We start from the raw sequence: 21,592 nt of genomic DNA, 5'->3' as shown, positions 1-21,592 counted from the left end.
GGAGCAGTTTTTTGTTTTTACTTCATGGATGTAGTCTTTCGGCGTCTCTAACAGCGCACAAACTTTAGTGAATGAAGGAATAAAATCACGACAACAGGTTGTTTATAGATTTTATTAATTCTTCAGTGTTGGAACCCTTTTTATGAAAGTGACTAATGCCAAATTCATTAATATTGTGCTCACCTATTTCATCACTATAGCCAGAGCTAATAATGATGGGAGTATTCGGGAATAATTGTTTAATTTCCTGACTGAGTTCTATCCCCTTCATGTCGGGCATATTTTGATCGGTAATAATTAAATCCACAGCTTCTTGCTTAAGCTTATCTAGAGCAAGTTGGCCACTTTTAGCAGTAATTACATTGTAATCGTGGAAGCTTAAAAAACAGGCTAAAAATTTAATAATTAATGGTTCATCGTCGACAATAAGAATTGTTTTAGCGTTCTCTGCTATTGGTTTTATTGCGGTATTGTCTGTATTTCCGATAAACCTATTAACGATTTGACTGATTTTGGCAATACCAATAGGTTTTTGCGCAATGAAAGAAAACTGGTTATTAGAATCAGCTCGTTTCTCTAGCTTTTGAAAATAGCCAGTGATCAAAACCACCGGACAATCGGGTCTTACTTGACGAACATTGTCGAGAATTTCAGTGCCACCTTGTAAAACATCACCAATAATAAAATCGCTGATAACGAGGTCAAAATCATCTGGATTTTGTTTTATATAATCAATTGCTGGCTGTACATTCGAATAGCATTTCACCTCATAGCCTAATTCTTCCAGCATTTCAAAAGTAGCTGCTTGTGTATTTGGATCATCTTCAATGTAAAGAATACGTCCTGAACCTTGCATTATCTCGTTTGAAAAAGGCTGGTGCATAGGCTCGATGCTATGATTTTTTTCTAATATTGGCAGGTAAACAGTAAACGTAGAACCTGTGCCAACTTCGGATTCTACTTGAATCGAACCGTTATGATTTTTAACTATGGTTACACAAGAACTTAAGCCGAGCCCATGGCCAAACTCCTTAGTGGAAAAATACGGTTTGAATATGTCCTCTGTGATCTCTTTTTCAATACCAACACCATTATCTTTAATAGAAATTGCAAAGTAGTTGCCAGAGCGGAGCTCTGGGTGCTCTTCGGGCTTAATTTCACAATTTTTAATAGATACAGTGATCTCTTCATTATTGGTCGAAGCCTGAGCCGCGTTGATGAGAAGATTATTCATAACCTGATTAATTTGGTTCACGTCTGCATACAAGAGGCCTTTGTTATCACCAACCTCGTATTTGATCTTAGAGTTAATGCTAGATTGCGCAAAAGAAGTCATTTCTTCGAGCATCTCGGAGAGATTACAGACCGTTTTGGTAACAGCGCCACGTTCTGAATAATTCATAAATTTTTCGGTGAGCACAGAGGCTTGTGATGTGGCATTTTCAATATTATCTAAATGCTTTTCAATTTCCTCCTTATCAGCCCCATTAACCATTTTCATTTTAGCTAACTGACTGGAGCCTAGGATCATCATTAAAATATTATTGAAATCATGGGCTAAGCCGGCGGCAAGGGTGCCGAGAGAATTGAGTTTTTGATTGGCAATACTTTCATCTTCGAGTCGTTTTCGTTCGGTAATGTCGTGAAACGCGCCTAATATTCCAATTATATCGCCATTACTATCGGTTAAAGGTATCTTGCTGGTCTCAAGCCAGGCAAGTCGTCCGTCGGCTTGTCTTTGGCTTTCTATAATATTGACTTCGGCTTTGCCTGACTCCATAACTCGGCGATCACATTCACGAAAAAAATCGGCTTCTTCTGTAGTCCAGGGTAAGTCATAATCAGTTTTGCCCAGATAATCTTTTGGTGAATTAAGTCCGGCAACATCAGCAAGCGCTTGGTTACAACCAAGACCAATACTGTCTCGGTCTTTCCAAAACACACAAAATGGTAGCGCATCGAGTACTGCTTGAAACAATTCGAGTGATGGCTGTGAATGGGAGTGAATTGAATTCATGAAAAACTACCTTAGTAGATGTAATATTAGTTAATTCATTGTGTTATTTTTGTACTATTTCAAAAGTATATACTAATGATGATTAACTGTCCTATCTAGGTTGCTAATCAGACTAAATGTTTATCAGCAACCATTTTAACTTAGATACTCATTGAGGTAATCCACAAGCAATCTTATTTTTGGTGATAAATGGCGATTTTGTGGATAGATAGCCCAAATGCCCTCTTCAGGCTCCCTGAATTGGTCGAGTATGCTGACTAAATTTCCATTTTTTATATGTTGATTAACATAGTAATCAGGTAAATGAACGACACCTAACCCCTTTAACACGGCATCAACTAAGCCCAGCCCACTGTTGTAACGAATACCACCACTGATACGAATGCTTTTTTCTTTTCCTGCTTCGGTAAACCGCCAGTAATCTAGAGTACCCACCAGACAATGATGTTTAGCAAGTTCGGAAAGAGAATGTGGCGTACCATACTTCTTTAAATAGCTGGGAGAGGCGCAAACATAATTAGTTCTTTGCCCTAACTTTTTTGCCATCATCGTCGAGTCACTTAACTTGCCGATGCGAATAGCTAAATCATAGCCTTCCTCTACTAAATCGACCTGTTGGTTACTCAGGTATGCAGAAATTTCAATGTCACTATATTTCAACATGAAATCATTTAATAAAGGCAGTATATGTTGTTCACCGTAGGTGACTGGTGCGGTGAGCTTTATCTTACCTTGCGGCCTGGATTGTAAATTTGTGATCGCCCGTTCCGCTTCATCTAAGCCATCGAGAACGCCACGACAATGCTGATAAAATAAATGCCCCTCCTGAGTTAAAGATACTTTACGCGTGGTGCGATAAAGTAATTTAATATTAAGTCGTTGCTCTAATGCACTCACCTGACGACTTACCTGCGCGGTAGATATTTGCAACTTTTTGGACGCCTGTGTAAAGCTTTCCGATTCCGCTACATGAACAAATTCGCTAATGCCTTCCCATTTCATTATTGTTACTCAGCTGTAAAAGTGATTTACTAATTCGCTATATTATCATTCTTTAAGAAACAATTATAATACACCCCATAATAAAAAACCGTGAAGCCAAGTTGGCTGTGGTTGGGCGCAATTGAATAATTGCTCTGTTGCATAAAAACATTAGGAACATATATGAGTTGGTTATTTCTTTTATTCGGTGTAGCTGCTGAAGCTATGTCACATGTTGCCTTGAAAGAAACTGATGGGTTTAGCAGACCAATACCAAGCATATTAGTGCTATTAGGGCACTTGGCTGCGTTCGTCTTTTTAGGCCAAGCAATGAAAGGTATGCCAGTAGGTATTGTGCATGCTTTATGGGCTGGACTGGCGATTGTTACCGTCACATTATTGTCGACGGTTATATATCGACAGCACCTTGACTCAACAACTTGGTTTGGTATGGCTTTAGTCGCTGTAGGAGTTGCTATAATTAACGTTTCAAATGGGCACAGCCATTAATTTTATTTTAATTGCAGCGCAATTATTGCTGCTGCGATAACCCTAACTTTGAATAGGGGTAACTATTCATTTAAATACAAAGTGAGAAATCAAATGTCAGATAAATTTATTAAATCGAAAGCCGCTATCGCCTGGGGAGCAGGACAACCGCTTTCAATTGAAGAAGTGGATGTAATGCTACCACGCAAAGGTGAAGTACTCGTCAAGGTTATTGCGTCAGGCGTATGTCATACCGATGCATTTACCTTATCGGGTGATGATCCAGAAGGGATTTTTCCGGTTATTTTAGGCCATGAAGGCGGTGGTATTGTCGAGCAAGTTGGTGAAGGCGTTACTAGCGTACAAGTTGGTGATCACGTAATTCCCTTATACACACCAGAATGTGGTGAGTGTAAATTCTGTTTGTCGGGTAAAACGAATCTTTGTCAGCAAATTCGTGAAACCCAAGGTAAAGGTTTAATGCCAGACGGAACTACTCGTTTTTATAAAGACGGTCAGCCGATTTTCCACTACATGGGTTGTTCAACGTTTTCTGAATACACAGTATTGCCAGAAATTTCGTTAGCGAAAGTAAATAAAGAAGCCCCATTAGAAGAAGTTTGTTTATTAGGTTGTGGTGTTACTACCGGTATGGGCGCGGTAATGAATACCGCTAAAGTTGAAGAAGGCGCAACAGTTGCCATTTTTGGTCTTGGTGGCATTGGTCTTTCAGCCGTTATTGGCGCAACTATGGCAAAAGCGGGCCGTATTATCGCTATCGATATTAACGAAAGTAAGTTTGAATTGGCGAAAAAATTGGGTGCAACTGATTGCATTAATCCAAAAGATTACGACAAACCAATTCAAGATGTCATTGTTGAATTAACCGATGGTGGTGTCGATTACTCGTTTGAATGTGTTGGTAACGTAAACTTAATGCGTTCAGCATTAGAGTGTTGTCACAAAGGTTGGGGCGAGTCCGTGGTTATTGGAGTTGCTGGTGCCGGACAAGAAATTTCAACTCGTCCATTTCAATTAGTGACTGGTCGTGTATGGCGCGGTTCAGCGTTTGGCGGTGTTAAAGGTCGCACTGAATTACCTGATTATGTAGAGCGTTACTTACAAGGTGAATTCAAATTAAGTGACTTTATTACTCATACTATGGGGTTAGAAGACATTAATGAATCATTTGAGTTGATGCATAAAGGCGAAAGTATCCGCAGCGTTATTCATTTCGATAAATAGCCAGCTTTTTATTTACCCAGATAACGCCTGGCCCATACCAATTCCATTAAATAATGGACTTGGTATTATCTTAAAGACAGGCAAGGATTCATTATGATCATTGAAAATGTAAGTAGTAATAAAGTATTCGACGGTTGGCACAAACAATATACTCACCAGTCGGCGGTGCTAAATTGTAATATGCGCTTTGCTATATATTTACCACCGCAAGCAACAAATAATCAGAAAGTCCCGGTGTTGTACTGGCTTTCAGGCTTAACTTGTACGGATGAAAATTTCATGCAAAAAGCCGGGGCACAACGCATTGCTGCTGAATTAGGAGTAGCGATTGTTGCGCCTGATACCAGTCCGCGTGGTGAAGATGTTGCTGATGATGAGGGCTATGATTTAGGTAAAGGTGCGGGATTTTACGTGAATGCCACTGAAGCTCCGTGGAGCCGCCATTACCAGATGTACGATTATATTGTGAAGGAGTTACCTGAATTAATAGAATCTACATTTCCGGTTAATGAGCAACGCTCTATTGCTGGACATTCTATGGGGGGGCATGGTGCTTTGACTATTGCAATGTTAAATCCAGACCGTTATCAATCGATGTCAGCGTTTAGTCCGATCAGTAATCCAATGAACTGTCCTTGGGGTCAAAAGGCATTTACTGCCTATTTAGGCAAGGATAAAGCGTTTTGGCGAATCCATGATGCCAGTGAATTAATGCGACAAGCGAAACGATTTGTACCGGCAAAAGTTGATCAGGGTGAGTCGGATGACTTTTTGACTGAACAGTTAAAACCTGAAATGTTAGAGGCAGCAGCAAAAGCGAGTGGCTATCCGCTGGAAATAAACCTTCATCAAGGGTATGACCACAGCTACTACTTTATCTCGAGTTTTATTGAAGCGCACTTGCGTTTTCATGCTACACATCTAAACAAATAAACTATTTAAAACTGCCGAAGCTAAAGCAACGGCAGTTTTAATCTTCTATTTCTTTAGATCCCGTATCAAGTACGGGACGGCCCAGGCCGGTTTCTATTTTCTACATCCAACTGCGCTTACTTTCTTCTACTTCATACAAGCAAGTATCAATTAACTCCAGTCCATCTGCTTCCGCTAAATAAGGCACATTAACGGCGCCAGCAGCAAGTACAAACTCTATCGAACACAATTGTTTGCGTTTTAAAAACCAACTTTGCTTAAACGAGGTTTGCTGAATTTTATAGATAGGAAAGGTGTAGTAATCAACACCTATACAGCCCTTGCGAACGTAAATAAAGTTATCATCTTTGGCGTATCCCCAACGAGAATAGCGCATCACCATTAAAAGACCGACAAATAGCGCGCCAGCGCCCAGATAAGGTAAGCCTTCAATATTTTCATTTTCAACAAATATCCAAGCGACGAAACAGCTTAATGGTAATAAAAACAGACAAATATTTCTAATTAATAAGCGCGGATTTACTCGCTTAAATACTGTGTTTTTTAATTGATTGTCTGGGTAGGCATCAAGCATCAAGTGCTGGCACTCTTTATTGGTTACCGACGGTACAATAATTTTATTGGTAAGTTGCCCTGCTTGCGCATTATTAAAATTGGCATTGGATTGTTCAAATTTAAGGTTGATACGTCTTAATAAAATGTCTAACCAATCTTGTTGGCAAACTATCATTTGTAAACGAGATAAACGCATGGTGACTTCTGTTTTAGTAAATAAGCCACTGCGCCGAATGTAACGATCACCAATTTTACTCAGTTTAAAATCATGGAACGAGATTATTGAACCAAGCACTGAGAAAAGACTAATAATTAACATGACGATTAAAAATGTCGACAACACTGTACTGGCAATTTGCCAACCTGAACGGCCTTCAAATTCAAAGTATTGATTTACATTAATACCAAATATCATTAACCAATCACCAATTTGTGCTGATATTTTATCGATAAATGGTGCCAGACCACCTAAAAATATCCACACTCGGTTATTGGTTAAACCATGAATAACCAAGTCATCTAAATTTCGACGATCGAGTACTGTTTCATCATCTTCATTGGGAATGATTGAGCTAGTTTGTTCATCAGCGGCTGAACGTTCATTATTTATTTGCTCTACCTGGTTGCTTTGCACTAAATGTGCGGCAAGAATTTCATGCTTAAGTTGCTGTGCAAATGATTTTTTTAACGCTACTACTTTCGCTTCTTGCTTCACTGAACCTGCTGTATCAAGTTGCATGCAGGTATAACCGAACGGGCGATAATACAATGGCTCAGTCAGCTCCACATTTTGAATGCGGGAAAATGGTAAATTAACGTATTTTTTGGCAAACACACCAGAACGAATTTCAATTTGTTGATTGGTTAATCGATACTGAAAAAAGTAGTAACTCAATAATGACGCTAAGCCTAACAAGGCAGATAAACCATAGAAAAATGGTAGCCAAAAACTCGGATCTTCCATGGCTTTGTTATAGCCAATGAGTAATGCTGGCGCAACGTAAATGAAATTGCCAAAGATATTCTTGATGAACATTAAGACAAAATAAATTAATGCAATAGGTGAAATTCTTTGCCATTTATGTGTACTAGTCATTTGCTGCTCTAACGGTATGTCATTAGTGCTTGCTACTTCATTCATAGTTGAATTTATTTCTTTATCCATGCAAATTTATATCCTTATGAGCCAATATAAATTGGCGGATATCTTCGGCAGTTTCAAAGTCTAAACCGGGAATCTCAAAAGTATGCATGGCGCCACCGGCACTAAAAACCTGTAGGTTGGCCAGACCAACTTTGCGATCGACTGGGCCGCGTTTTAGTTCAACATGTTGTACTCGTAAAATCGGCTGACTTACGGTTTTACGAAACACTAAACCTGATTGATAGCTAATGTCTTGTTCTCTTAGGGCATAGCGCTTTTTGGGGTCGGCAAGAGAGTGGTATAGGCTAACTACGAGACCTAATGTACCTATGCCCCAAATAGGATATTGCAAGGTGTTTACCACATCTTTAGGGACATCGAAAAATGGTTGGTAACTAATACATACTAATATCAACATCATAATAACGGTCGTAACTAGGCTAACCAGTCTATGCGTTGGTGCGTATTTTTCAGATAGCTCGGTATAGTTTAATGCCTGTAATTTCGGCATATCATCTTTGCTTATTTCTAGATTAGAAAATTCACAGCTAGCCTGCTCGGTCATATGGTTCTCATTTTTATAGGCGCATTTGCTTTTTCCTAATAGCATAACGTTAAATTTATATTTGTTAATTGTTTTCGATAAATTTTTGAATAAAGATCCAAAATGTCTGTTTGATAAAAAGATTGTTTAGCAATTTAAACTTAAATAAAAAATTGGTAAAGTGTACAAATAAAAAAATACTTTTAAACGGATTTAACCATTTTGTTCAAATACTTTCCCCTTACAATCTTGTTTTTCATCGTCTTTAGTAATATCTCAAGCGCTAAAACAACCACAGAAAAGCTACCACTGGAATATTTCTTCAATCGCTCCGATATTGTTGATTTAAAAATATCGCCAACCGGAGAATATTTTGCCGGTAAAGTCAAAATTGATGGTTTGTTTCAGCTGGCTATTCTAGAGCGCAAAACGATGAAACCAATTCAGCTGTTATCGTTTAATAAAGATAAAAGTGAATTGCATGAATTTGGTTGGTTAAACGAAGAACGCGTGTATGCCAGTATGAGTACGCAAGCTGGCCCGTTAGATAAACCCAGAGGTACAGGCGTATTATTTGCTGGCAACATAGATGGTAGTAAGAAAATTCAATTGCTTGGCCCGCACGGTAATGGCTTTTATTTCTGGGGCGCACATACTATTTTAAGTCGTTTAAAAGATGATAAGCGCAATATTTTGATTGAGCTTTCAAACTGGGAGCGCAGCTATGTGCATAAATTGAATGTATATACCGGTAAAATTCGCAAAGTGGCGAAAAGCCCAACTAAAAGTGCATCTTTCATGGTTGATGATAATGAGCAAGTACGTATTGCCATTGGTTATGAAGAAGATGATGGCGTTTCTCGAACAATAATTCATTATCGGGCTGATAACCGTGGCGATTGGCAAGAACTGGATAGTCGCGATGAGAATGAAGGTCGATTTAGTCCTATGGGCACATTCGATGAAACCGGCATGCAGGTTTATATTGCTAAAGGGGCAGAAGGTAAAGGTATTTACCATTATGATGTAAAAAATAAATCAACCAAACTTATTCATGCTATTGATGGCGAAGAGACTATCGATGGTTTTCTTTATAATGAAGCGTTGGACATTATCGGCATTTTACGCCAAAAAGGTAAACTTGAAGCAGAATTGTTTGATGCCAAAAGTGACGCGGTTAAATTATACCGCTCTGTTGCTGCCTCATTTCCCGGACAAATTGTCCGCTTTAGCGGTTTCACGGAAGATAAAGACTTTGCCGTGATCAAAACATTCTCAGATTTAAATCCAACGTCATTTTATTTATTCGATTTAAAAAATCCTAAGATGAGCTATTTGCTCAATACTAAAGCTTGGGTTGACCCGAAAAAGACCGCACCTATGGAGCCCATCAGTTATCAAGCCAGAGATGGCTTAGAGATCACGGGCTTTCTAACTAGGCCTTTAGGCAAAGCCAAAGACCTGCCAATGGTGGTATATGTACATGGTGGACCATACGGCATAAAAGACGAATGGGGTTACGACAGCCGTGTACAATTTATGGCAAATAGAGGCTATGCGGTATTACAAATAAACTATCGTGGCTCAGGCGGTAGAGGTAATGATTTTATAAAAAGCAACTATCAAAAGATGGGCGCTGAAATGCAGGATGATTTAACCGATGGTACGTTGTGGGCAATTGAACAAGGCATCGCCAATAAAGACAGAATTTGTATTTTTGGGGCAAGTTATGGTGGCTACGCCGCAATGATGGCAGTGGTAAAAGAGCCTGATTTATATAAATGCGCCATTCCTTATGTTGGTGTATATGATATTGCCATCCAAAAAGATGAAAGTGACACAGCCAACTTTGAAGGAGGACGCAAATTTTTAGCTGACGCCTGGAATGCTTATGATGAGGAATTTGTTAAAGAGCGCTCGCCTATTTACCATTTAGATAAATTGAAAGCACCACTGTTTTTAGTGCATGGCGAAGACGACCCTCGTTGTCCTATTGAACAATACGAAGCGCTAGCAGAAGCGTTGGATAAACGCGGCATAAAATATGAGTCTCTGGTGAAAGATGATGAAGGTCATGGTTTTTATGATCTTGATAACGTATTTGAACTGCATCAACGCTTAGAAAAGTTCCTTAAAAAACATATAGGTAATTAGTTTAAGGGGTATGGCGTTATTTTTTTTCTAGCCCCTGAAAGATTTATCTTTTATAGTATGTCTTATGATTACTATGCGTAAATATATATTATTACTGATAATGATGACTTTTGCTTTTGCCAATGTGGCTAAGGCGAACGTGCATGTGTGCGCAATGGATCAATCACAAATGATGTCGATGCAAGGTCATCAAGGCCATGTTATGGACCATGAAAATACAGACATGAGTGATCATGACTGTTGTCAGCAGCAAGCCCAAACAAGCATTGTTAATATCGATCACAGCAATTGTAGTGATTGTGATGTTTATATGGGTTCTGTAAGTGCCCTACCAATTGATACTATGCATGTTGCTACGGCAAGTTATAATGATAGAATTTTATCTCTGCTCCCCCCTGAAATCACTGCACCTACGCAAGAGTGGTTAATTCCACCAATCGCATAATCCCAAAAACTAGCTCCATTATTTTTTTGTTTTTATCGTTTTCGAACGAGGATTATTATGTGTATTACCCGTATTTTTAAATTAATTGTATTAACTTTTCTATTGTCTGGCCCAGTTTTAACCGGGCATGCAGAAGAACACATTGCTGAAGAGTTCAGTAAACTAACCGAGCCAACCCAAGTACAAGCTAGCCAGTATGTTTGCCCTATGCATTCACATATTATTAAAGACCACCCCGGAAAATGCCCTATTTGTGGTATGGATCTGGTGGAAGTTGTTCGCTCTCATGCTCCTGATACAACCGTTGAAGTTACTGTCCCTGGTCATATTCAACAGAATATGGCGCTCACCACGGAACGAGCCGAAACCTCAGTGTTATGGCGTTTCATAGAAACATTTGGTTCGGTTAAATATGATGAAAATGGACAAGTGCATTTGCACCCGCGCACCACAGGCTGGGTTGAAAAATTAACCGTAAAAACCTTAGGTGAGAACGTTAACAAAGGCCAATTGCTGTATGAGATCTACTCGCCAGAACTATTACTCGCGCAAGATGAATATTTAAGTTTATATCGCGACAAAACTGTCGGTAAAAATCTGAAGAAACGTGGGCGAACCCGATTAAATTTGCTGGGTTTAAATGATGCTTTTATCAATAAATTAGAACAGCGTAACCAGTCATTTTATCGTGTGCCATATTACGCACCAAGTAATGGTATTGTTGCTAAGTTAGATCTTCGAGAAGGCATGTTCGTAAACCCTGAAAATGAATTAATGATGATCGCCGATACCGCTAAAGTATGGGTAATAGTCGATGTGTTTGAGCATCAAATGGACTGGGTTAAAACCGGTAAATGGGTCGAGTTTGACTTACCCGCGCTCGGTATTTTTGCCCGTGAAGGTAAAGTTGAATATATCTACCCTGCTCTTGATCCGATCACCAGAACGTTAAAAGTACGTTTATCACTGAATAACCCTGATGGCGCCTTTAAACCTGAAATGATCGCTAATGTGCGTATTTATGGTGGTGCAACTGAAGAGGTGCTTAATGTACCCGTGCAAGCCTTGATTCAAACGGAACAGCAAAACAGGGTAATTGTAAAAACTAGTGATGATAAATTTATCGTTAAACATGTAGCAGTGGGCACCGTAAGCCAAGGTAGAGCCGAGATCATTTCAGGATTAAATGCTGATGATGTTGTGGTTACCTCCGGACAATTCTTAATAGACTCTGAAGCCAATATTCAGTCGGCTATACAGCAGATGTCTAATCAAGGCATGCAAAATAACCCACAACAAAATGGTCACAACCACTAGGAGGCGAGATGTTAACTTATTTGATTAATCAGTCATTAAAGCATCGTGTTTTAGTGCTGATCTTTTCGGCTATTTTGGCGGTACTTGGTTATCGCGCCATGTTGGATACCCCCTTGGATGCATTACCTGATTTAAGTGACATTCAAGTCATTGTTAAAACGACCTACCCTGGACAAGCCCCTGAGTTGGTTGAACAACAGGTCACCTACCCGTTATCAAGCACTTTACTGTCAGTACCAAAAGCAAAAACTGTTCGTGGTTTTTCTTTTTTTGGAGACTCTTATGTTTACGTGATTTTTGAGGATGACACTGATTTATATTGGGCTCGTTCACGGGTTTTAGAATACCTTGATCAAGCCGCCGATATATTACCTAAAACGGCAAAACCAAGAATAGGTCCCGATTCCTCTGGTGTCGGCTGGGTATATCAATATGCTTTATCTGCACCTGATGGTGGCTACGATTTATCACAATTAAAAACCCTGCAAGATTGGTTTTTAAAGCTAGAATTGCAATCTGTTGCCGGCGTAAGTGAAGTGGCCACTGTTGGCGGCATGGAATTAACTTACCAAGTGGTGGTAGAGCCGCTGCGTTTGATGCAATACGGCTTAACCTTAGCCGATGTTGAAAGAGTCATTAAAAATGGCAATGGCGATGTGGGTGGTTCGGTTCTTGAAATGAGTGAAGCGGAATATATGATCCGCTCGAAAGGCTATTTGCAAAGTATTGATGATATAAAAATGATCCCGCTTGGGATTAATAACGAACAAAACACACCGTTGTTGCTCGAACATGTTGCAACAGTTAGACATGGACCGCAAATGCGTCGCGGTATTGCTGAACTTGATGGTGAAGGCGAAGTGGTTGGTGGTATTGTGGTGATGCGCCATGGCGAAAATGCCCTTAAAACCATTGACGCGGTTAAAGCTAAACTGGCTCAGTTGCAACAAGGCTTACCTAAAGGCGTTAAAATCACCACAACGTATGACCGTTCCAGTTTAATCGAGCGCTCAGTTACTACACTTAAAGAAAAGCTGATAGAAGAAATCATCGTTGTAGTATTAGTCTGTTTTGCGTTTTTACTGCATATACGTTCAACATTAGTAGCGGTAATTTGTTTACCGTTATCGGTGTTAATTGGTTTTATTGTGATGCAGCGGTTAGGCATTAATGCCAACATAATGAGCTTAGGTGGTATTGCTATTGCCATAGGCGCATTGGTTGATGCCGCAATTGTTATGGTAGAAAATCAGCACAAGCACTTACAGCAATATTACCAGCGTCATGGTGAGTATGCTAAAGGTCAACATCATTGGCGTTTAGTCGCAACCGCTGCCAGTGAAGTTGGCCCAGCGTTGTTCTTAACATTATTATTAATTACCTTCAGCTTTTTACCGGTATTTGCCCTCGAAGCACAAGAAGGCAGGTTATTCACTCCATTAGCATTTACCAAAACCCTCGTTATGGCAGCAGCAGCGTTAGTCTCGGTTACTTTAGTTCCGGTATTAATGGGCTACTTCATCAAGGGTAAAGTGCCAAGTGAGCATAAAAATCCATTGAATCGAGTATTAATTTTGCTCTATAAACCATTTTTACGACTTGCTTTAAAAGTCCCGGTACTGGTGATTTTATTTGCTGTTGCTCTGGCTGCTTCAAGTTATTACCCGATCAGCAAAATGGGCAGCGAATTTATGCCTGAGTTGGAAGAGGGTGATTTGCTCTACATGCCAACCACTTTGCCAGGGGTTTCCATCAGTGAAGCCGGTAAAATCTTGCAACAAACCGATCGCTTAATCAAAACAGTGGCAGAGGTCGATACAGTATTTGGTAAAGTTGGTCGTGCCGATACTGCCACAGATCCAGCGCCATTAACGATGTTAGAAACTACCATTACCTTAAAACCAAAAAGTGAATGGCGCGAAGGACTAACTCTACAAGATATTATTGCTGAACTTGAGCAAAAAGTGCAGTTTCCCGGGTTAACGAATGCTTGGGTGCAACCAATAAAAACTCGTATTGATATGCTTTCAACCGGCATAAAAACACCGGTAGGGATTAAAATTTCAGGTGAACAAACGGCAACGTTAGAATCTATTGGTGAAGATATTGAAAATGCGCTATCTGGCCTAGCCGGAACCCGTAGTGTATATGCAGAACGAGCCCAATCTGGTCGCTATATAGATATTGCGCCAAACCGAATCGAAGCGGCTAAATATGGGTTAAACATAAATGATATTCAACAAGTCATTATGTATGCTGTCGGCGGCGCTAACGTTGATGAATTAGTCAAAGGCAAAGAACGTTACCAAATTAACCTACGCTACCCGCGACGTTATCGCGAACATTTAGACAGCTTGAACAATTTGCCCTTTGTTACCCCAAGTGGTGCTTGGGTAACGTTATCGCAAGTAGCCAGTGTTGAAATAAAGCAAGGGCCGGCCATGCTGAAAAGCGAAAATGGCCGAAATATTGCTTGGGTGTTTGTTGACTTAGAGCCTGGTACATCAATCGGTGATTATATTAAAAATGCCGAACAAGTTTTAACAGATAAAGTCGATTTACCGGCAAAGTATGCGATTAGCTTTGCTGGGCAGTATGAATATATGCAGCGCGTTGAAGCAAAAATGCAATTAGTGGTGCCGATCACCATATTAATCATTTTTATTCTGCTTTATATGACGTTTAGCTCTGTGCAACAGGCGTTGCTTGTTATGATCACTCTGCCGGTTGCCCTTGCCGGTTCACTTTGGTTTGTCTATTTACTTGATTATCAAATGTCGGTGGCTCTTGCTGTGGGGATGATTGCTCTAGCTGGTGTCGCTGCCGAGTTTGGCGTAATTATGCTTATCTATTTAAACCAGGCATTAGCAACGAATACCGAACCCACTCGCGCCTTTTTACTGGCAAGAATTGAGTATGGCGCTGTACAACGTGTTAGGCCAAAAGCAATGACGGTATTAACCATTATTGCTGGGTTATTACCGATTATGCTTGGTAGCGGTAGTGGTAATGAGGTTATGCAACGTATTGCCGCACCTATGGTTGGCGGCATGATTGTCAGCCCATTAGTTTCCATGCTAGTGATCCCTTGTGCGTATTATCTGTTAAATAAAGCAGCATTTAAAAAATAAGGCTAATACTGTTGATCTTTTATACATCTGAAAAAAGAAAGCCTAAAAGCTTGGTAAATACGGCAAGAAAATATCATAAATGGTTAATGCTCTTTTGTGGTGTGCAATTTGTTATATGGTCGATAAGCGGTGCGTATATGGTGTTTTTTGATATTGATTATATCCATGGCGACAGCTTGGTTGTTAATCATCAAGATAAAATTAATGTGAAAAACATTCACCTTTCACTGGCTGAGTTGCAACAACAATATCCTGATGCTGCGAATGTCAGCGTAGGCAGGTTTATCGATACCGAAGTGTATTATTTTACCAGCCATGATGAGAGTCATATGGTTAATGCGAATAATGGTGACTTGCTTTCACCATTAGATAAAGCAACGGCAGTTAGAGCTGCTAAGTACTATTATTCAGGCGATGGCGAAGTGCACGAGGTAGAGCTATTTACTGAAAATCCTCCCTTTGAATTAAGCCGTAGAGCGTTACCTGCATGGCGAATAAATTTCGATGACTTTGGCGCGCCATCAATTTATGTGTCGGCGCAAACTGGCAAATTGGTGGGTAAACGTCATGAGTTTTGGCGACTGTTTGATTGGATGTTTCGTTTTCATGTAATGGATTATGATGACGGTGAGAATATTGAAAACTTATTATTGTTTTGCTTCGCTTTATTTGGCATTGCAGCTGCAATTTTTGGTCTTATCTTAACTTATTTTCGTGTGTTTAAATCGAACAAAACAAGAAAGATCACTAGATCAATTAAGCTAGAAGGTCGCAGCTAATGAGATTGATTCGAAAAATTCATAAATGGGTTTCAGTAATCATTGGTATTCAACTATTGCTTTGGCTGCTCAGTGGTATATTTTTTAATATGATGGATCATACTAAAGCCGCAGGTAATACTTATAAAAACCGTGAACATCAGCATGTTGAAGTTGAGCAGGCTTCCTTAATTGACCCTGTGGTTGTGTTACAAGCTAATAAATCTAGTGTTTCGTTAGTGCCAACGCAATTGCTTGGTAAACCTTACTATTTGTTAACTCACACCAAGGGCTTATATAAACATTTCAAAAATCATTATACTTTGGTTAATGCCTATACTGGTGAAAAGTTAGTTCTTGATGAAAGCCTCGCCGTGAAGTTGGCAAAACAATCATATACAGGACCAGGAGATGTTATTGCCGCTAACCTTTTAGCCTATCCGTTAGAGGATTTGCCCAAACAAAAAAACGCTTCGTGGCAAATTAACTTTTCCGATAATATTAACACCAGTGTTTATATAGAAGCAGAGTCTGGGCGCGTTGTAGGGCATAGTGATGATGACAAACGTTTTGCTGATATATTCTTCATGCTGCATTTTATGGACTATGGCAACGTAGGCGGATTTAATAGTGTGCAAATGATGTTGTTTGCCTTTATTACTTTGTGGCTATCATTAACTGGGTTTATTTGGACCATACATTTAGGCTTTAAAGGTCAATATAAAATCAAAAAACGCTCTAACCGTCGTAGTAAATAATTTATTATCGATGACTCAATTTAAACCACCTAAATTAACTTTTAATTTGGGTGGTTTAATCAACAAAGTCCCCCGCAAACCAAGCAATAAAAATTAAAATTTCGTCGCAATTTAATCGACTTTCAATTTGTTCTCTCCTAATTAATGAATCACAACAGGGTTTTATCTGATTTTGCATACGTATGCATGGCTTTTTGGCTATGCATACGTATGTAGTCATTTGCACAGAATTGTTAATTTGTCGTAACTTTATAGGTAGATTATTAAATTGCCAATTTTAAGGGCAACCGCTGAAAAAACTAAACAGTTTTATAGCATTGATAGCGCGGTTGTTAAATTACCAATATTAAGCATTGAGGATTGTTCTGCTTAATTTCTAAAGAGAATCTATTTATTATGGCGACAGCAATTAAAAAGCCGTTAACTACAGCACAGTTTAAAAAGAAAGTATTACAACATTTAAACTTCACATCATCACAAGATGATTTAGCGCAAAACCCGACAGCGGTTTTAAAAGCGGTTTGTTTAACCGTTAATGAAGTAGTTTATGAAAAACTAACCGAAACCAATAAATACCATAAAGAACATAAAAGCCGCTCAATTAATTACCTTTCATTAGAGTATTTAATGGGCCGTATGTTATCGAACAACTTACATAATTTAGATTTATTTGATGTTGCCCAAAAAGCCGTCGCCAGTCTTGGTTTTGAAATTGAAGACATCTTTGAAGAGGGCCATGATTTAGCTTTAGGTAACGGCGGCTTAGGTCGTTTAGCAGCCTGCTTCTTAGATTCACTGGCAACAATGGACTTTAATGCTGTTGGTTATGGCATCCATTATGAGCATGGCTTATTCAAACAGCAATTTCATCAAGGTCGTCAAATTGAAACCCCAGATGAATGGCGTGAATATGGCAACCCTTGGGAAGTATGTCGTCCAGAAGCAGTGCAATACATCCCATTATTTGGTCATGTTGAAAGCATTGCCAATAATGATGGTAGCGTGAAAAAAGTTTGGCATAGCGGTCAAACGATAAAAGGTGTGCCTTGGGATGTTCCTATTGTTGGTTATAACTCGAAAACCGTAAATGTACTGCGTTTATGGGAATCGCGCGCATCAAGCCATTTCGATTGGGACCAGTTTAATTCTGGCGCCTATCAAGATGCACATTCGGCGCAAAATCATGCGGAAACTATTTCAAAAGTACTTTATCCAAATGACGAAACCGACGCCGGTAAAGAGTTACGCTTTATTCAGCAATACTTTTTCTGTGCCTGTTCAATAAAAGATATTATTAAGCGTTACCAAGAGCAATTCGGTGATGATTGGTCACAATTTAGTAAGCAAGTCGTTATTCAATTAAACGATACTCACCCGACTATTGCCATTTTAGAATTGATGCGTACTTTAATCGATGAGTATGACTTTGCCTGGAATGATGCATTCGCAATGTGTCGTGAAATTTTTGCTTATACGAACCATACTTTATTGCCGGAAGCATTAGAAAAATGGTCAGTAGCATTGTTCGATAGAGTGCTCCCGCGTCATTTAGAAATTTTATTCTCTATTAACGAATTCTTCTTAAATGAAGAAGTTGCAAAGTTGTGGCCAAATGATCATCAAATGCGTGGCAGGTTATCAATTATTGAGGAAGGCCCAGAAAAAATGGTGCGTATGGCGCACTTATGTGTGGTGACTTCGTTCAAAGTTAATGGTGTAGCGCAAATTCACTCTGATTTGGTTAAGAGTGATTTATTTCCAGAATTTAATCAATTATACCCAAATAAATTAACCAATGTGACCAATGGTGTAACCCCTCGTCGCTGGTTAAAGGCCTGTAACCCTGAGCTTTCTAAATTATTAGATAGTAAGGTGAAAACTGATTGGGCTAAAAATCTATCATCACTAAGCACAGTGGCTAAATTTGCTGATGATGAGAAATTTCAACAAGAATTCATGTCGATAAAGCATAACAACAAAGTAAAACTTGCTGAAGAAATTCTAGCAAGCACAGGCGTTGTAGTTAGCCCGGATGCAATTTTTGATGTGCAAATTAAGCGCTTGCATGAGTACAAGCGTCAACATTTAAGCTTCTTACATATTCTTGCCCTATATCGCCGTTTGTTGGCAGATCCTGATTACGATATGCATCCACGTGTTTATATCTTTGGTGCAAAAGCAGCTCCAGGTTATTACTTAGCCAAAGAGATCATTTATGCAATTAATAAAGTTGCCGACAAAATTAATAATGATGACCGAATTAACGGCAAGTTGAAGGTCGTGTTTATGCCAAACTACCGAGTTACGCTTGCTGAAAAAATCATTCCTGCGGCCGATGTATCAGAACAAATCTCTACTGCCGGTAAAGAGGCTTCAGGTACCGGTAATATGAAACTGGCTCTTAACGGTGCGGTAACAATCGGCACGTTAGATGGCGCTAATGTTGAAATTGCTGAAGAAGTTGGTGATGACAATATTTTCATTTTTGGTAACACCGTTGACGACATTAAAGCGTTAGCAGCGAATGGTTATAACCCTTATGACTACTACAATAACGACGAAGAAATTAAGGCCTGTTTAGATTGGCTGCACACTGATTACTTTACTCCTGGTAAGCCAGGTGAATTGTCGGCAATAGCGCACAGTTTACTTGATGGTGGTGATCCATATCGATTATTGGCTGATTTTGCTGATTACGCAAAAGCCAATACTGCCCTTGATCAAGCTTATAAAGACAAAACGCGCTGGGCTCGTATGGCCATTATTAATACCGCAAAAATGGGTAAATTTACTTCTGACCGCTCTATTCAAGATTATGTAGACAACATCTGGAAGTTAACGCCGATGAATTCGAAAAACTAAGTTTTAGCGATAACCAATGACACCGTTAGGAAGATACAGATAATGCAAAATAATCATCAGACCACAGTTTTGGATGAAGCTCAGGCAATAGCCCATGCCAACCACCCAAACCCTTATGGTTTTTTAGGTTTGCACGCTAACGATAAGGGCTATTTGCAAATAAATACGTTTTTACCCGATGCCATGCAGGTGTCATTGTTAGATGAAAAAGGCAAGGTTGTAGCTAAGCTGGATAAACTCGATGACAGTGGTTTTTTTAGTAAGACGACTCGTCGTAAAAAACGTTTTTCATACCAATTAAACGTTAAAACAGAGCAAGGCGAGCGAATCATAACTGATCCGTTTGCATGCTCTCCTGTATTAGACGATTTAGACATTTATCTTTTTAATGAAGGTAAACATAAAAAGTTATATCAAAAACTTGGAGCTCATTGTGTCGAACATGATGGGGTGAAAGGCGTTACATTCGCCGTTTGGGCCCCCAACGCCAGCCATGTTGCTGTGGTTGGTGAGTTTAATCATTGGGACGGGCGACTGCACCCAATGCGTAAACGCTTGGAGTGCGGTATTTGGGAAATATTTATTGCTGAAAATTCCGCTTATTCTCCAGTTACTGCAGGTGGTCATTACAAATTTGAAGTAAAAGATTCAAACGGTAATTTGTTGGCGTTAAAAGCAGATCCATACGGTGTACAAGCGCAAATGCGCCCTGATACATCGTCAGTCATTTCTGCTGAAGTAGAATTCGACTGGAACGATCATCATTGGATGAACTCTCGTCAGTTACGTAATGACAAAAGTAGCCCGATCTCAATTTATGAATTGCACTTGGGCTCTTGGCAACGTGACCACAATAATGAGTTTTTAAATTATCGCGACATTGCCGAGCGTTTAATTCCATACACTTTAGATATGGGCTTTACCCATATTCAACTCATGCCGGTAAGTGAATTTCCTTATGATGGCTCTTGGGGCTATCAACCTGTAGGTTTATTCGCCCCTACGGCACGTTTTGGTAGTGCCGAAGATTTCAAATATTTTGTCCAGGCCTGCCACAACGCTGGCCTTGGTTTATTGATTGACTGGGTACCTGGTCATTTCCCCATTGATGAACATGGCCTGGCAAAGTTTGATGGTACTTGCTTATTTGAACATGAAGATTTACGTAAAGGCTTTCATCCTGATTGGAACACCCTAATTTACAATTATGGTCGTACTGAAGTGGCAAACTTTTTACGCGCGAGTGCAATGCACTGGCTCGATACTTATCATGTTGATGGCATTCGAGTAGATGCAGTCGCCTCGATGTTGTATTTGGATTACAGCCGTAACGATGGCGAATGGATCCCGAATGAATACGGCGGTAACGAAAATCTGGAAGCCGTTGCATTCCTAAAGGAATTCAACGAAGAGCTTTATGCCGATTATCCCGGTGCGTTTTCTGTTGCCGAAGAGTCTACTTCTTGGCCGGGTGTTTCTCGGCCAACGTCTGATGGTGGCTTGGGCTTTGGTTACAAGTGGAACATGGGGTGGATGAATGACTCGCTTGCGTACATGAAACGCGACCCTATCTATCGTCAACACCACCATAATGAACTGAGCTTTGGTTTAGTCTATGCGTTTGATGAAAACTTTGTTTTACCATTGAGTCACGATGAAGTAGTACATGGCAAAGGTTCTATTTTAACCCGTATGCCTGGCGATGAATGGCAACAGTTTGCCAACTTACGTGCCTATTACGGTTTTATGTGGACGCATCCAGGTAAAAAATTATTGTTTATGGGTTGTGAGTTTGGTCAACGCGCGGAGTGGAACTTCGAGCAAGGCTTAGATTGGCATTTGTTAGAAAACGACAACCACCATGGTGTGCAACAATTAATTAAAGACTTAAACCATCTTTATAAAAGCATGCCGGCGTTGCATCAGCTAGATTGTGAAAAGGACGGTTTTGATTGGGTTGATCATGATAACGCTGAGCAATCTATTTATAGCTTTGTACGCTATGGCCGAGATGGGACTAATCCTGTTTTAGTGGTGTGTAATTTTACTCCAACAGTACAGCATGCATTTCGTCTTGGTACACCAAAAGCCGGCTACCATAGAGAAATATTCAATTCAGACGCAGCCATTTACGGTGGCAGTAATGTTGGTAACCCGTTAGGCGCACAATCAAACAACACCCCTTGGCAGGGACGTGATGATTCAATTGAAATCACTGTACCGCCACTTGCTACTGTTATTTTTGAGTTACAAGGTTAA

At 39.7% G+C, this 21,592-nt stretch carries 15 protein-coding genes; 11 read left to right on the top strand and 4 right to left on the bottom strand.

The annotated features are described in order from the left end of the window. Window positions 1–85: 85 nt before the first annotated feature. A complete protein-coding gene (locus RI844_RS13300) occupies window positions 86–2,017 on the bottom strand; it encodes a response regulator (RefSeq protein WP_348395158.1) in 1,932 nt (643 codons plus the stop codon). A gap of 135 nt (window positions 2,018–2,152) precedes the next feature. Further along, entirely contained in the window at window positions 2,153–3,019 is an 867-nt protein-coding gene (locus RI844_RS13295; RefSeq protein WP_348395157.1) for a LysR family transcriptional regulator, read from the bottom strand. Between the two features lie 162 nt (window positions 3,020–3,181). On the opposite strand from RI844_RS13295, the gene RI844_RS13290 reads away from it, so the two are divergent. The 3 genes from RI844_RS13290 to fghA all read left to right on the top strand — a co-directional run bounded on the left by RI844_RS13290 (window position 3,182) and on the right by fghA (window position 5,665). Then, the gene (locus RI844_RS13290; protein ID WP_348395156.1) at window positions 3,182–3,508 is read left to right on the top strand and encodes a DMT family transporter; all 327 of its coding nucleotides are present in this window, start codon (window positions 3,182–3,184) and stop codon (window positions 3,506–3,508) included. Between the two features lie 93 nt (window positions 3,509–3,601). Beyond that, complete coding sequence (locus RI844_RS13285; protein WP_348395155.1) at window positions 3,602–4,732, top strand: S-(hydroxymethyl)glutathione dehydrogenase/class III alcohol dehydrogenase; 1,131 nt, start codon at window positions 3,602–3,604, stop codon at window positions 4,730–4,732. A gap of 93 nt (window positions 4,733–4,825) precedes the next feature. Further along, a complete protein-coding gene (gene fghA / locus RI844_RS13280) occupies window positions 4,826–5,665 on the top strand; it encodes an S-formylglutathione hydrolase (RefSeq protein ID WP_348395154.1) in 840 nt (279 codons plus the stop codon). Window positions 5,666–5,765: 100 nt separating this feature from the next. Here fghA and RI844_RS13275 read toward each other — a convergent pair whose 3' ends face one another. Together RI844_RS13275 and RI844_RS13270 are read right to left on the bottom strand one after the other, a co-directional pair. Further along, window positions 5,766–7,385, bottom strand: coding sequence for a PH domain-containing protein (locus tag RI844_RS13275; protein WP_348395153.1), 1,620 nt, complete (start codon window positions 7,383–7,385; stop codon window positions 5,766–5,768). Then, the gene (locus RI844_RS13270) at window positions 7,378–7,929 is read right to left on the bottom strand and encodes a PH domain-containing protein (RefSeq protein ID WP_348395152.1); all 552 of its coding nucleotides are present in this window, start codon (window positions 7,927–7,929) and stop codon (window positions 7,378–7,380) included. Before RI844_RS13270 ends, RI844_RS13275 begins: the two co-directional genes overlap by 8 nt. Before the next feature lie 201 nt (window positions 7,930–8,130). On the opposite strand from RI844_RS13270, the gene RI844_RS13265 reads away from it, so the two are divergent. From RI844_RS13265 to glgB, 8 genes are all read left to right on the top strand, one after another. Continuing rightward, window positions 8,131–10,062, top strand: coding sequence for an alpha/beta hydrolase family protein (locus RI844_RS13265; RefSeq protein ID WP_348395151.1), 1,932 nt, complete (start codon window positions 8,131–8,133; stop codon window positions 10,060–10,062). A 73-nt stretch (window positions 10,063–10,135) separates the two neighbouring features. After that, complete coding sequence (locus RI844_RS13260; RefSeq protein WP_348395150.1) at window positions 10,136–10,507, top strand: hypothetical protein; 372 nt, start codon at window positions 10,136–10,138, stop codon at window positions 10,505–10,507. A 57-nt stretch (window positions 10,508–10,564) separates the two neighbouring features. Then, the gene (locus tag RI844_RS13255; protein WP_348395149.1) at window positions 10,565–11,824 is read left to right on the top strand and encodes an efflux RND transporter periplasmic adaptor subunit; all 1,260 of its coding nucleotides are present in this window, start codon (window positions 10,565–10,567) and stop codon (window positions 11,822–11,824) included. Between the two features lie 8 nt (window positions 11,825–11,832). Further along, window positions 11,833–14,955: an efflux RND transporter permease subunit gene (locus RI844_RS13250; RefSeq protein WP_348395148.1), complete on the top strand. Its 3,123-nt coding sequence runs from the start codon at window positions 11,833–11,835 to the stop codon at window positions 14,953–14,955. 11 nt (window positions 14,956–14,966) lie between these two features. After that, window positions 14,967–15,734 carry a PepSY domain-containing protein gene (locus RI844_RS13245; protein WP_348395147.1) on the top strand — a complete coding sequence of 256 codons (768 nt, stop codon included), beginning with the start codon at window positions 14,967–14,969 and terminating at the stop codon, window positions 15,732–15,734. After that, a complete protein-coding gene (locus tag RI844_RS13240) occupies window positions 15,734–16,471 on the top strand; it encodes a PepSY domain-containing protein (RefSeq protein WP_348395146.1) in 738 nt (245 codons plus the stop codon). The genes RI844_RS13245 and RI844_RS13240 overlap by 1 nt, the downstream gene beginning before the upstream one ends. A 396-nt stretch (window positions 16,472–16,867) precedes the next feature. Beyond that, complete coding sequence (locus tag RI844_RS13235) at window positions 16,868–19,333, top strand: glycogen/starch/alpha-glucan phosphorylase (RefSeq protein ID WP_348395145.1); 2,466 nt, start codon at window positions 16,868–16,870, stop codon at window positions 19,331–19,333. Between the two features lie 42 nt (window positions 19,334–19,375). Beyond that, window positions 19,376–21,592, top strand: coding sequence for a 1,4-alpha-glucan branching protein GlgB (gene glgB / locus RI844_RS13230; RefSeq protein WP_348395144.1), 2,217 nt, complete (start codon window positions 19,376–19,378; stop codon window positions 21,590–21,592).

Source organism: Thalassotalea fonticola, from assembly GCF_032911225.1.
In the GTDB taxonomy this organism is placed as follows: domain Bacteria; phylum Pseudomonadota; class Gammaproteobacteria; order Enterobacterales; family Alteromonadaceae; genus Thalassotalea_A; species Thalassotalea_A fonticola.
The sequence above is the reverse complement of the archived record's forward strand: the minus strand, read 5'-3'. Positions and strand labels throughout refer to the sequence as shown.